The 12,098-nt window shown below is 69.7% G+C and carries 8 protein-coding genes; 4 read left to right on the top strand and 4 right to left on the bottom strand.

Annotated elements, in window-relative coordinates; translation table 11 throughout:
* Positions 1–121: 121 nt before the first annotated feature.
* The gene (locus BLW82_RS34270; RefSeq protein WP_093505072.1) at positions 122–1,561 is read right to left on the bottom strand and encodes a site-2 protease family protein; all 1,440 of its coding nucleotides are present in this window, start codon (positions 1,559–1,561) and stop codon (positions 122–124) included.
* Positions 1,562–1,701: 140 nt separating this feature from the next.
* Here BLW82_RS34270 and BLW82_RS34260 point away from each other — a divergent pair, with 140 nt between their 5' ends.
* On the top strand, positions 1,702–2,643 hold the full coding sequence (locus BLW82_RS34260) for a RecB family exonuclease (protein ID WP_093505070.1): 942 nt from the start codon (positions 1,702–1,704) through the stop codon (positions 2,641–2,643).
* Between the two features lie 16 nt (positions 2,644–2,659).
* Entirely contained in the window at positions 2,660–3,331 is a 672-nt protein-coding gene (locus BLW82_RS34255) for a response regulator (protein WP_030608351.1), read from the top strand.
* A gap of 80 nt (positions 3,332–3,411) precedes the next feature.
* On the opposite strand, the gene BLW82_RS34250 is transcribed toward BLW82_RS34255, so the two are convergent.
* The 3 genes from BLW82_RS34250 to metH all read right to left on the bottom strand — a co-directional run bounded on the left by BLW82_RS34250 (position 3,412) and on the right by metH (position 9,788).
* On the bottom strand, positions 3,412–5,016 hold the full coding sequence (locus tag BLW82_RS34250) for an ABC transporter substrate-binding protein (protein ID WP_093505068.1): 1,605 nt from the start codon (positions 5,014–5,016) through the stop codon (positions 3,412–3,414).
* 425 nt (positions 5,017–5,441) lie between these two features.
* Entirely contained in the window at positions 5,442–6,143 is a 702-nt protein-coding gene (locus BLW82_RS34245; protein ID WP_093505066.1) for an HAD family hydrolase, read from the bottom strand.
* Positions 6,144–6,272: 129 nt separating this feature from the next.
* Positions 6,273–9,788 (bottom strand): methionine synthase, encoded by a 3,516-nt coding sequence (gene metH / locus BLW82_RS34240; RefSeq protein ID WP_093505064.1) that lies wholly within the window; start codon positions 9,786–9,788, stop codon positions 6,273–6,275.
* Between the two features lie 359 nt (positions 9,789–10,147).
* Between metH and BLW82_RS34235 the strand changes: the two genes are divergently transcribed.
* Positions 10,148–10,912 (top strand): IclR family transcriptional regulator, encoded by a 765-nt coding sequence (locus BLW82_RS34235; RefSeq protein ID WP_093505062.1) that lies wholly within the window; start codon positions 10,148–10,150, stop codon positions 10,910–10,912.
* A 373-nt stretch (positions 10,913–11,285) separates the two neighbouring features.
* On the top strand, positions 11,286–12,080 hold the full coding sequence (locus BLW82_RS34230; RefSeq protein ID WP_093505060.1) for an MIP/aquaporin family protein: 795 nt from the start codon (positions 11,286–11,288) through the stop codon (positions 12,078–12,080).
* Positions 12,081–12,098 lie beyond the last annotated feature (18 nt).

The raw sequence follows: 12,098 nt of genomic DNA, 5'->3' as shown, positions 1-12,098 counted from the left end.
CCCCTGCGGGCGGCTCGGACCAACGAAGGGCGCCTTCGGCCGGGGGAAGGGTGCGGGCGGGTCGTGGTTGCTCGCGCCGTTCCCCGCGCCCCTTCGGGGGCGCGCTCGGACGGGGGCGTGGTCAGGCGGGCCTTGCCATTGCTCTGACGAAGGCGCGTTCGACGTCCGCGGCCGAGAGGACGCCGTAGATTTCGCCGGTCTCCTCGACGACCAGGTATTCGGTGGCCGGGGTCGCGCGCAGGACGTCCAGGAGGTCCTCTCCGGCCAGCTCCGCGGAGACGCGCATGCCGTCGGTGAGGTCCTGGGCGAGGCCGCTGACGGCGACCCAGGGGCGGCGGTGTTCGGGTACGCCGACGATCGCGGCCTCACGGACGAGGGAGAGCGGGTTGCCGTCGGCGTCGACGACGACCAGGGCACGGGCGCCGGCCGCGTTGGCGCGGCGCAGGGCCTCGGAGAGGGGGGTGTCGGTCTCGACGGGGACGGCGCGGCGGGTGAGGGTGCGGGCGCGCAGTTCCGGGAGGTGTTCGCGGAGCCGGGCCATGCGCAGGCTGTTGCCGGCGCCGGTCCAGATGATCGCGGCGAGGATGGCGGCGAGCAGGGCGTCGGTGACGGCGTCCATGCCGCTGCTGTCGTCGGTGCCGCCGCCGAAGGCGCCCCAGTGGTTGAGCAGCGGGAGGCCGATGAGGACGGAGACGGCGAGGGCGCGGCCGACCCAGGCGGCGGCGACGGTGCCGCTCATGGGTTTGCCGGTGATCTTCCAGACGACGGCACGGAGCATCCGGCCGCCGTCGAGGGGCAGGCCGGGCAGCAGGTTGAAGGCGGCGACGATGAGGTTGGAGACCATCAGGCCGGCCAGCAGGACGCCGGGGACGGTGCCGGGCTCGACGGGCTGCATGGCGAGGTAGAAGAGGCCGGAGAGGACGAGGGAGAGCAGCGGGCCGACGAAGGCCAGCACGAATTCCCGGCCGGGGGTCTCCGCTTCCTTCTCGATCTCCGAGACGCCGCCGAAGAACTGGAGCTGGATGCGGCGGACGGGGAGTTTGAAGCGGATCGCGGCGACCGTGTGGGCGAGTTCGTGGATCAGGACGGAGGCGTAGAAGGCGATGGCGAAGAAGAGGGAGACGAGGTAGCGGGCGGCGCCGAGTTCGGGCAGTACGCGGTCGAGCTGGCCGCCGAAGACCCAGGTGATCAGTGCGGCGACGACGAACCAGCTGGGGGCGACGTACACGGGGACGCCGAAGGGCCGGCCCATGAGCAGTCCGCCGCCGGGTTCCTTGGGCCGCTTCGGTGGTCGTCCCTTGGCCATACCGGACTGCGCGGGTGCCGGTCCGTCGCCCGGGTCGGGGGCGCCGGCGGGTGGGTCGGGTGCGTCCTGGCGGGCCGGTGCCCCGGCCGTCTCCGGTTTCTCCGGTGGCGGCGTGGTCTGCGGCCGCACCGGCTGTTCGGGGTGTTCCGGCGTCTGCGGGGCCGGGGCCGGGGGCGCGGGCTCCTCGCCGGTCGTCTGCTGCGCCGGTTCGGCGTTGTCCGACCGGGGCTGCCCGCTGCCGCCGCTCACGTCCACGGTGTCCCCTCGTTAGATGCGTCTTCTCCGGTCGATGGTATGCGGCCGTCGCGGCGTGTTCCGCCCCGGCACCCCCTGTGTTGGCCGGGGCGTCGTGCGGGTTGGGTGACTGTCAGTGGCGGGCCGTAGGGTCTGTGGTCATGGACAGCAGCATCGAGGACGGCGCGCGGGATCAGGGCTCGGTCGTCGCGCAGGGGGACGGGCCGGTCACGGGGGTGGCGGGCAGGGCGGCCGGGCCGCCCGCGTCGCTGTCGCCGTCGCGGGCCAGTGACTTCATGCAGTGTCCGCTGCTGTACCGGTTCCGGGTGATCGACCGGCTGCCGGAGAAGCCGAGCGAGGCGGCGACGCGAGGGACCCTGGTGCACGCGGTCCTGGAGCGGCTCTTCGACGCGCCCGCGGCGGAGCGGACGGCGCCGCGGGCCAAGGCACTGATCCCGGGGCAGTGGGACCGGTTGCGGGAGTCCAGGCCGGAGCTCGGGGAGCTGTTCGCGGAGGACCCGGAGGGCGAGCGGCTGGCGCGCTGGCTGGGTGAGGCGGAGCAGCTGGTCGAGCGCTGGTTCACGCTGGAGGATCCGGTCCGTCTCGAGCCCGTGGAGCGGGAGCTGTTCGTCGAGACGGAGCTGGAGTCGGGGCTGCGGCTGCGCGGGATCATCGACCGGGTGGACGTGGCCGCGACAGGGGAGGTGCGGATCGTCGACTACAAGACGGGCAAGGCGCCGCGGCCGGAGTACGCCGAGGGTGCGCTGTTCCAGATGAAGTTCTACGCGCTGGTGGTGTGGCGGCTGAAGAACGTCGTGCCGAGGCGGTTGCAGCTGGTCTATCTCGGCAGCGGTGACGTGCTGACGTACGACCCGGTCCTCGCCGATCTGCAGCGGGTGGAGCGCAAGCTGCTCGCGCTGTGGGAGGCGATCCGGCAGGCGACGGAGTCGGGTGAGTGGCGGCCGCGGCCGACGAAGCTGTGCGGGTGGTGCGACCACCAGGCGCACTGCCCGGAGTTCGGCGGCACTCCCCCGCCGTATCCGCTGCCGGTGAGGTCGGCGGCGTCCGGGGACGTGGCGCAGGGCAGAATGAGCGCGGACTAGCAGAAGGAGACTCATCGTGGCCATCCGCGTCCTACTGGTCGACGACCAGCCGCTGCTGCGTACCGGGTTCCGGATGATTCTGGAGGCCGAGCAGGACATCGCGGTCGTGGGCGAGGCCGGAGACGGCCTGCAGGCACTCGACCAGGTGCGCGCCCTCCAGCCCGACGTCGTGCTGATGGACATCCGGATGCCGCGGATGGACGGTGTGGAGGCGACCCGGCAGATCACCGGTCCGGGCCGGGACGGCCCGGCGAAGGTGCTGGTGCTGACCACGTTCGATCTGGACGAGTACGTGGTGGAGGCGCTGCGCGCGGGGGCCAGCGGTTTTCTGCTGAAGGACGCGCCGGCCAACGAGCTGGTGCAGGCGATCCGGGTGGTGGCGAACGGCGAGGCGATGCTGGCGCCGAGCATCACGCGCCGGCTGCTGGACAAGTACGCGACGCATCTGCCGTCCGGTGAGGAGCCGGTGCCGGACACCCTGCACACGCTCACCGACCGTGAGGTGGAGGTGCTGAAGCTGGTGGCGCGCGGGCTGTCGAACGCGGAGATCGCCGCGGACCTCTTCGTCAGCGAGACCACGGTGAAGACGCACGTGGGGCATGTGCTGACCAAGCTGGGGCTGCGGGACCGGGTGCAGGCGGCGGTGTACGCGTACGAGAGCGGTCTGGTGCGCCCCGGCGCGCAGTAGCCGGCGGCCGGCAGGCGTGTACGACAGGAGGGGCGCCCCGCTCGTGAAGCGGGGCGCCCCTCCTGTCGTATGACCGGGCGTCAGCTGCTGGAGCCGCGGCCCAGCTCCCACAGCTGGAGGCTGGCGGAGGAGTTGAGGGCGTAGGCGACGCCGGTGATGTCGTCGCGGGCGGCGACGTACTGCTTGCCCTGCCACAGGGGCAGCACCGGGACGTCCTTGGCGACGTCGTCCTGGATCTCGGTCAGGCTGCCGGTGGCGCTGGCCCGGTCGGCCTCGCGGCGGGACTCCGGGATCAGCGTGTTGATGATCCGGCTGTTGGCGTAGGGCGACTTGAGGAAGTTGTCCTTGTCGAGGAACGGCGCGAGGAAGTTGTCGGCGTCCGGGAAGTCGGGGAACCAGCCCATGCCGTAGACGTCGTACTTACCCTTGCGCTCGGCCGTCTGGTAGGTCGACCAGGGGGTGCCCTCGATGCTGACGTCGAACAGTCCGCTGCCGTTGAGCTGCTGCTCGAGGACCTCGAACTCCTGCTTGGTGGCCGGACCGTAGTGGTCGGTCGTGTAGTGCATGGTGAGCTTCACCGGGGTGGTGATGTTCGCCGCGGTCAGCAGGTTCTTGGCCTTGGTGACGTTGGGGTCGCCGTACTTGTTGAAGAAGGAGTTGGAGTGGCCGGTGATGGAGGCCGGAACCAGTGAGTACAGCGGCTCGGCCTGCTGCCCGTACACCTTGGCGACGAGTTCGTCGCGGTTGATGACCTGGGCCATGGCCTGGCGGACGGCCCTGGCCTTGACGGTGGGCGCGTTGGTGTTGAAGCCGAGGTAGCGGATCTCCAGGCCGGACATGTCGACGAGGCTGACGTTCTTGTCGGTGCCGGCGTCGAGCTTGTTGATCTGGGCCGGCGACATGGAGCGGGTCATGACGTCGATGTCGCCCTTGTCGATCGCCTCGCCCATGGCCTCGGCGTCCTTGAAGGAGCGCAGGACGACCTGCTGGTTGTTCACCTTCACGCTGCCCTTGTAGTTCGGGTTCTTGGTGAAGGTGGCGGAGACGAACTCGTCGTTCTTGACGTCGGCCTTGAAGGTGTAGGGACCGGAGCCGTCGATGTCGAAGCCGTCGCGAAGCTTGTCCTTGTCGTAGTCCTTGGGGTTCAGGATGCCCGCGACCGGGGTGGACAGCTTGTACGGGAAGGTGGCGTCGGCGGTCTTGAGGTGGAAGATGACCTCGCGGTCGCCCTGGGTCTCGATGGTGTCGATGTTCGTGAGGAGACCGAAGACGCCACTGTCCGACTTGATGCGCAGGGCACGCTCGATGGACCACTTGACGTCCTCGGCGGTGACGGCGTTGCCGTCGGAGAACTTCAGGCCCTCACGCAGCTTGCACGCGTAGCGCTCGCTGCCGCTGTCGGTGAAGGAGCAGCTCTCGGCCGCGTCCGGGACCGGGTCGCCCTCGCCCTTGGGCTGGGACATGAGGGTCTGCACGGTCTGGCGCAGGATGTTCCAGCCACCGACGTCGTAGGAGTAGGCCGGGTCGAGGGGCGCCGGGGCGTCCTTCGTGGCAGTGAACCCGTCGGTGGTGCCGACGACGATCGCGTCGCTGCTGCTGCTCCCGCTGTCGGACCCACCGCACGCGGCGAGCACCGGAGTGAGCAGGCCGACCACGGCCGGCAGCACCAAAGTCTTACGGTTCATGCTCGAAGTTCTCCAGAGCTGTTCGTGTCCGTGTATCCCGCATACATGGGGTGTCGAAGCGGATCACGGGGGTTACGGCGATGTTCTCGCGACGAGATTAGTCGGCGCCCGCAGGACGGTTGGCAGCGGCGTGAGTTGAGGGCCCATCACGCAGGGGAACCGGTCGTGGACGGACCGAAAACCCGACAGCGGCAGGATTAGTGCAGCGTCTCCCCAATCGGGACACAAGGTCGCCCCGTTTCCCCCCGAAGGGGGGTGCTCTGCACAGTCGGGCAACGTTGTCGAGCGTCCTCACACGTGGTGAACGTCACACGCGCATTTCGGTGATGGGGTATCGGAATTCAGCCGGTTGAACAGTTGCGAATTCCGTTGAATGACCGTTGCCGGGATTTCGACCATTGGACCTTTGCACGCTGGGTGAACGGCTAGACCATTTCCGTCATCAGGCCGTGCAGGAAAGCCAGGTCGACCTCTTCCAGGGAGGTCACCACGGTACGCCGTGCGGCCGGGGCGATCGGCGCGACCGACGGGACGGCGACCACCTGGCAGCCGGCCGCCTCGGCGGCGGCGACACCGGTCGCGGTGTCCTCGACGACCGCGCACCTGGCCGGATCCACCCCCAGTCCGGCGGCGGCGAGCAGGTACGGGTCCGGGTAGGGCTTGGTGCGCGAGACCTCGTCGCCGGCGACGGACAGGCTGAAGTGCTGGGGGCCCAGCAAGGTCAGGACACGGTCGATGATGCGCCGGTGCGAGGCGGAGACCAGGGCGGTGGGGATCTGCTGCTCGTACAGCTCGGCGAGGAGCCGCTGGGCGCCCGGCATCAACGGCAGGGCGGTGCCGATCCGCTCCTCGAAGCCGTCGTTGAGCAGCACGCTGAGCTCGGCAAGCGTGATGGCGGCGCCGGTGGCCTCGATGAGGAACCCGGCGCTGCGGGTCATGGGGCCGCCGACCACGACATGGCGCCAGGAGTCGTCGAGGGTGTGGCCGAGGCGGGCGAAGATCTCGACCTCGACGTCCCACCAGAAGCCCTCGGTGTCCACCAGGGTGCCGTCCATGTCGAGGAGCACCGCCTGGAGGGCCGAGCCTTCCGCCGTACGGGTTCCGAGCGCGGGGACCGTGCTGGTCAATCCACACACCTCCTTGAGGGACGACCAGGCCGGTTCCCGTGCGGGGAACCGGCCTGCTGTGGACCGACCAGTGTACGACTTATCCGATCAGTGCGCTGTGTGCGACACGTCTCGGTGCCGGCGCACCGCTCAGCGCGCGTTGAAGTACTTCGCCTCCGGGTGGTGGATCACGATGGCGTCCGTGGACTGCTCGGGGTGCAGCTGGAACTCCTCGGACAGGTGGACGCCGATCCGCTCGGGCCGGAGCAGGTCGGCGATCTTGGCGCGGTCCTCCAGGTTGGGGCAGGCGCCGTAGCCGAGGGAGAAGCGGGCGCCCCGGTACTTCAGGGCGAACATGTCCTCGATGTCGCTGGGGTCCTCGCCGGCGAAGCCCAGTTCGGAACGCACGCGCGCGTGCCAGTACTCGGCGAGGGCCTCGGCCAGCTGGACGGACAGGCCGTGCAGTTCGAGGTAGTCGCGGTAGGCGTTGGCCTCGAACAGCTTGGCGGTCTGCTCACCGATGCGGGAGCCGACGGTGACGACCTGGAAACCGACCACGTCCGTCTCGCCGGACTCCTCCGGGCGGAAGAAGTCGGCGAGGCAGAGCCGGCGGCCGCGGCGCTGGCGGGGGAAGGTGAACCGGGTGCGCTCGTTGCCCTGTTCGTCGAGGATGATCAGGTCGTCGTCCTTGGAGACGCACGGGAAGTAGCCGTAGACCACGGCCGCTTCCAGCAGGTTCTCCGTCTGGAGCTGGTCGAGGAGGCCGCGCAGCCTCGGCCGGCCCTCGGTCTCGACGAGCTCCTCGTAGGAGGGTCCCTCACCGGTGCGGGCCTGCTTGAGGCCCCACTGGCCCTTGAAGAGGGCGCCCTCGTCGAGCCAGCTCGCGTACTCCTTGAGCTGGATGCCCTTGATGACGCGGGTGTCCCAGAACGGCGGGGTGGGCACCGGGTTGTCGACGGCGACGTCGGAGCGGACGTGGCCCTCCTCGGGCCGTTCCTCGACCTCGACGGCGGCCGTCTGCCGGACCCGGCGCTGCTTGAGCTCGGGGAGGCTGGCGCCGGGCACCCCGCGCTTGACGCCGATGAGCGCGTCCATGAGGCGCAGGCCCTCGAAGGCGTCGCGGGCGTAGCGGACCTCGCCCTCGTAGAGCTCGTGCAGGTCCTGCTCGACGTAGGCGCGGGTGAGGGCGGCGCCGCCGAGGATGACCGGGTAGGTGGCCGCGAGGCCGCGCTGGTTGAGCTCCTCCAGGTTCTCCTTCATGATCACCGTGGACTTGACCAGCAGCCCCGACATGCCGATGACGTCGGCCCGGTGCTCTTCGGCGGCCTCCAGGATCGCGGAGACGGGCTGCTTGATGCCGAGGTTGACGACGTTGTAGCCGTTGTTGGACAGGATGATGTCGACGAGGTTCTTGCCGATGTCGTGGACGTCGCCGCGCACGGTGGCGAGCACGATGGTGCCCTTGCCCTCGGCGTCCGACTTCTCCATGTGCGGTTCGAGGTGGGCGACCGCGGACTTCATGACCTCGGCGGACTGGAGGACGAAGGGCAGCTGCATCTGGCCGGAGCCGAAGAGCTCGCCGACGACCTTCATGCCGTCCAGGAGGGTCTCGTTGACGATGTCCAGGGCGGGGCGGGTCTGCAGGGCCTCGTCGAGGTCGGCCTCCAGACCGTTCTTCTCACCGTCGATGATGCGGCGCTTGAGGCGCTCCTCCAGGGGGAGGGCCGCCAGTTCCTCGGCCTTGCCCGCCTTCAGGGACTTGGCGGTGGCGCCCTCGAACAGGGCCATCAGCTTCTGGAGCGGGTCGTAGCCCTCGCGGCGGCGGTCGTGGACGAGGTCGAGGGCGGTCTGCACCTCCTCCTCGGAGAACCGGGCGATCGGCAGGATCTTGCTCGCGTGCACGATCGCCGAGTCCAGGCCGGCCTTGACGCATTCGTCGAGGAAGACGGAGTTGAGCAGGATGCGGGCGGCCGGGTTGAGGCCGAAGGAGATGTTGGACAGGCCGAGGGTGGTCTGGACGTCCGGGTGGCGGCGCTTGAGTTCGCGGATGGCCTCGATGGTGGCGATGCCGTCCTTGCGGGACTCCTCCTGGCCGGTGCAGATGGTGAAGGTCAGGGTGTCGATGAGGATGTCCGACTCGTGGATGCCCCAGTTCCCGGTCAGGTCGTCGATCAGCCGCTCGGCGATCTCGACCTTCTTCTCGGGGGTGCGGGCCTGGCCCTCCTCGTCGATGGTCAGCGCGATCAGCGCGGCGCCGTGCTCCCGCGCCAGCTCGGTGACCTTCGCGAAGCGGGACTCCGGGCCGTCGCCGTCCTCGTAGTTGACGGAGTTGATGACCGCGCGGCCGCCGAGCTTCTCCAGACCGGCCCGGATGACGTCGACCTCGGTGGAGTCGAGGACGATCGGCAGGGTGGAGGCGGTGGCGAAGCGGCCGGCCAGCTCCTTCATGTCGGCCACGCCGTCGCGGCCGACGTAGTCCACGCAGAGATCCAGCATGTGGGCGCCCTCGCGGATCTGCTCGCGGGCCATCTCCACGCAGTCGTCCCAGCGGGCCGCCAGCATGGCCTCGCGGAACTTCTTCGAGCCGTTGGCGTTGGTGCGCTCGCCGATCGCCAGGTACGAGGTGTCCTGGCGGAACGGGACGGTCTGGTAGAGGGAGGCGGCGCCGGGCTCGGGGCGCGGGCTGCGCTCGGGCGGGGTGATCCCGCGGATCCGCTCGACGACCTGGCGCAGGTGTTCGGGGGTGGTGCCGCAGCAGCCGCCGATGAGGGAGAGGCCGTAGTCGCGGACGAAGGTCTCGTGGGCGTCGGCCAGCTCCGAGGGGGTGAGCGGGTAGCTCGCGCCGTCCTTTCCGAGGACGGGCAGACCCGCGTTCGGCATGCAGGACAGCGCGATGCGGGAGTGCCGGGAGAGGTAGCGCAGGTGCTCGCTCATCTCGGCGGGGCCGGTGGCGCAGTTCATGCCGATCATGTCGATGCCGAGCGGCTCCAGCGCGGTGAGCGCGGCGCCGATCTCGGAGCCGAGCAGCATGGTGCCGGTGGTCTCCACGGTGACGGAGACGATGATCGGGACGTCCAGGCCGGCGGTCTCGCGCGCACGGTGGGCACCGATCACGGCCGCCTTGGTCTGGAGCAGGTCCTGGGTGGTCTCCACGATCAGCGCGTCCGCACCGCCCGCGATCAGGCCTTCGGCGTTCTGCTGGAAGGCGTCGCGGATGGTGGTGTAGCCGACGTGGCCGAGGGTGGGCAGCTTGGTGCCGGGGCCGATGGAGCCCAGGACCCAGCGCTGGCGGCCGTCGCGGGCGAGGTAGCCGTCGGCGGTCTCGCGGGCGATGCGGGCGCCGGCCTCGGACAGCTCGAAGACCCGTTCGGGGATGTCGTACTCCGCCATCGCGGCGTAGTTGGCTCCGAAGGTGTTGGTCTCGACGCAGTCCACGCCGGCGTCGAAGTACGCCTCGTGGACGGAGCGGACGATGTCCGGGCGGGTGATGTTGAGGATCTCGTTGCAGCCCTCGAGGTGCTCGAAGTCCTCCAGGGTGGGGTCCTGCGCCTGGAGCATGGTGCCCATGGCTCCGTCGGCGACCACCACGCGTGTGGCGAGCGCCTCGCGGAGCGCGGACACCCGGGTCCGGCTGTCGGCGGAAGGGGACGGCGGCGACGAGGCCATGAAGGGCTCCCTTGGATGCGACGGCTGTCGGCTATGCGGTTTCCCAGGGCGGACCCGGGTATGGACGCACGGCGCCAGCGTAACCGGGAGTGGGCTTGGATGGGCAGGGCGTCCATGTGGCGGACGAGTGACCGGCGGGGCGGGCAGTATGACGCCGACCATGGCGTTCTGCCGCTCACGGGTCATGGTGCGGGGCGAAGGTGCGGGGCCGGACACCGGAGGACGGGCCACGCGTGAAGTGACGGATGTCGACGGCCCATTAGCGGAGAGTCGGCATGGACCGGTAGTGTTCGGCATTGCCGAACGATGGTTACGGCGCCGTGACGGTGAGGGTCACAGGGGACGGAGGCAGAACGGCGATGGCACGGAACATCCAGTCGCTCGAACGGGCGGCCGCGATGCTGCGGCTGCTCGCGGGCGGCGAGCGACGGCTCGGCCTGTCGGACATCGCCTCGTCGCTGGGTCTCGCCAAGGGCACCGCCCACGGCATTCTGCGCACCCTCCAGCAGGAGGGGTTCGTCGAGCAGGACGACGTCTCGGGCCGCTACCAACTGGGGGCCGAACTGCTCCGGCTCGGCACCACCTATCTCGACATCCACGAGCTGCGGGCACGGGCGCTGGTGTGGACGGACGACCTGGCCCGCTCCAGCGGGGAGAGCGTCTACCTGGGCGTGCTCCACCAGCAGGGCGTGCTGATCGTGCACCACGTCTTCCGGCCCGACGACAGCCGGCAGGTGCTGGAGATCGGCGCCATGCAGCCGCTGCACTCCACGGCCCTCGGCAAGGTGCTGTCGGCCTACGACCCGGTGGCGCACAGCGAGGCGCTGGAGGCCGACCGCAAGCCCTTCACCGACCGCACCACCTGCGACCTGGACGCCTTCGAGCACATCCTCGACATCACGCGGGCCCGGGGTTACGCGGCCGACGTGGAGGAGACCTGGGAGGGCGTCGCCTCGGTGGCGGCGCCGATCCACGACCGCCGCCGGATGCCGGTGGGCGCGGTGGGCATCACGGGCGCGGTGGAGCGGGTCTGCAAGGACGGGGAGGTGCGGCCGGATCTGATCGCGGCGGTGCGGGACTGCGCCCGTGCGGTCTCCCGGGACCTGGGCGCGGGCCGGTTCTGACGGCGGGCCCCTGATCGACGACCGAGGCCGGTTCGCGTGTGGCGGACCGGCCTCAGCCGTACTCTGAGATGGACATAACAGGGCAAACAAGCAGATCAGTGGAGTTACTGCTGGGCACCTGGCGGACGACCCGACTCACCGATAACCCACAGCAATCAATAACGATCGCGCTTTCGATAACAGAACTCTTGACGCACGCGTAACGCCGGAGCAAGACTCCCGTCCATCGGTCGGCATTGTCGAACACCTACCGGCAATACGCGCTAGAGTGTGACAACGCCAAAGGCCGACATCGCTCTCACCCCCGAGGGCGCCAACACCCCGAAGGGACTCGGGGTTCGGCTTCCCTGGACGAAGGACAAAGGAGTCGCGGGTGTCCAGCTCCGACATCTTCATCGGCGAGACCATCGGTACCGCCATACTCATCCTGCTCGGCGGTGGCGTCTGCGCCGCCGTGACCCTCAAGGCCTCCAAGGCCCGCAACGCCGGCTGGCTCGCCATCGCCTTCGGTTGGGGCTTCGCCGTCCTGACGGCCGTCTACATCTCCGGACCGCTGTCCGGTGCCCACCTCAACCCGGCCGTCACCGTCGCTCTCGCCATCAAGAACAGCGACTGGAGCAACGTCCCGGTCTACTTCGCCGGACAGCTGCTCGGCGCGATGATCGGCGCCTCCCTGGTGTGGGTCGCCTACTACGGCCAGTTCCACGCGCACCTCACCGACAAGGAGATCGTCGGCGGTCCGGGCGCGCAGGCCACCACGGCCAAGGCCGTCGAGGCCCAGGAGAAGGGCGCAGGCCCGGTCCTCGGCATCTTCTCCACCGGTCCCGAGATCCGGAACGCGGTCCAGAACCTCGCCACGGAGATCATCGGCACCGTCGTGCTGATCCTCGCGGTCCTCACCCAGGGCCTCAACGACAAGGGCAACGGCCTCGGCGTGCTCGGCGGCCTGATCACCGCCCTGGTGGTCGTCTCGATCGGTCTCTCGCTCGGCGGCCCGACGGGCTACGCCATCAACCCGGCCCGTGACCTCGGCCCCCGCATCGTGCACGCGCTCCTCCCCCTGCCCAACAAGGGTGGTTCCGACTGGAGCTACGCCTGGATCCCGGTCGTCGGCCCGCTGATCGGCGGAGCCATAGCCGCGGGTATCTACAACGTCGCCTTCGCTTAGAGCAGCAGGCCTCCCCGA

It is taken from the genome of Streptomyces sp. Ag109_O5-10, from assembly GCF_900105755.1.
GTDB lineage: Bacteria > Actinomycetota > Actinomycetes > Streptomycetales > Streptomycetaceae > Streptomyces.
The sequence above is the reverse complement of the archived record's forward strand: the minus strand, read 5'-3'. Positions and strand labels throughout refer to the sequence as shown.

Excerpts from the sequence above, each read along its gene's own strand:
- BLW82_RS34235 (WP_093505062.1), top strand. The coding sequence starts at position 10,148 with ATGGCACGGAACATCCAGTCGCTCGAACGGGCGGCCGCGATGCTGCGG.
- metH (WP_093505064.1), bottom strand. The coding sequence starts at position 9,788 with ATGGCCTCGTCGCCGCCGTCCCCTTCCGCCGACAGCCGGACCCGGGTG.
- BLW82_RS34250 (WP_093505068.1), bottom strand. The coding sequence starts at position 5,016 with ATGAACCGTAAGACTTTGGTGCTGCCGGCCGTGGTCGGCCTGCTCACT.
- BLW82_RS34260 (WP_093505070.1), top strand. The coding sequence starts at position 1,702 with ATGGACAGCAGCATCGAGGACGGCGCGCGGGATCAGGGCTCGGTCGTC.